We start from the raw sequence: 910 nt of genomic DNA, 5'->3' as shown, positions 1-910 counted from the left end.
CTTATGCTTTGTTCAGATCTAGAACTCGACTTAGAAACCATTATTAAAGCAAAGCTGGAGAAGAATAATCAGAAATATCCGATTGATAAAGCGAAGGGCAGTAAAAAAAAATATAGTGATCTATCTTAATTCGGAAGGGATACAGCTATGAAATCGATTGTCTTTGATGTTGACGATACCCTATACGATCAATAATTTCAATACCGATAAAATGCTTTTTATCACAATATATATGTCGGCTTTTTATCGACCTACACTTTTAATTTAATATAAATCGTACACCTATTAATGTTGATGAATTATTTTTTTCAGAAAGGCTGTTTATATGGACGTTCTTATCGCAATAGCAATTTCTATTACTATTATTACTTATCTAGGTTTAAATTTTTTGTGTTTGAAATACCCAAAGTTCCTTATTCATTGGGGCGTTGACTCTTTGAATCCGTTTTCTTTAATCACTCTAAATATATTTTACGTTTATATTAATATAAAAATAACTGGTGATTATAATTACATTATTCTCATTATATACTGTGTACCAATTATAGTTTTAGTAAGTATAGCACTTACATTTAGTAAGATCGTCGTGCTGTTATTTTTAAAACTAAGACCCGCTAAATAAGTTAGCGACATGCATGGTTCTTAAACTTAGTAGTCGGCGATCGACAAATACTTGACGGTAATAATGGCGCTATGCACATAGTACAATAAAAGAGTAAATTCAAAACTTGTTCAACGCAAGTTAGGGTAGTGAAATGATGGATTTTGTCACATTTGCACTCACTGAATTCTCTACCATATTGATTATTTAGAGAGAAGCGTGATTGGCGGCAATTTCATAACCCAAAGGATCTTGCTCTTTCCTTATCACTAGAAGCAGCAGAATTACTGGAGAACTTTCAATGGAGAA

General features: G+C 31.8%; 1 protein-coding gene and 1 pseudogene. Both read left to right on the top strand.

The window, feature by feature from the left end; genetic code table 11:
* The first annotated feature begins 3 nt into the window (after positions 1-3).
* Positions 4-129 carry a MazG-like family protein gene (locus B494_RS21665; protein WP_420884333.1) on the top strand — a complete coding sequence of 42 codons (126 nt, stop codon included), beginning with the start codon at positions 4-6 and terminating at the stop codon, positions 127-129.
* A 678-nt stretch (positions 130-807) separates the two neighbouring features.
* Positions 808-910, top strand: a pseudogene (locus B494_RS21375) (nucleoside triphosphate pyrophosphohydrolase family protein); the annotation flags it as partial.

The sequence above is a fragment of the Amphibacillus jilinensis Y1 genome, assembly GCF_000306965.1.
GTDB classification, from domain to species: domain Bacteria; phylum Bacillota; class Bacilli; order Bacillales; family Amphibacillaceae; genus Amphibacillus_C; species Amphibacillus_C jilinensis.
This window is presented reverse-complemented; position numbering and strand designations above follow the sequence as displayed.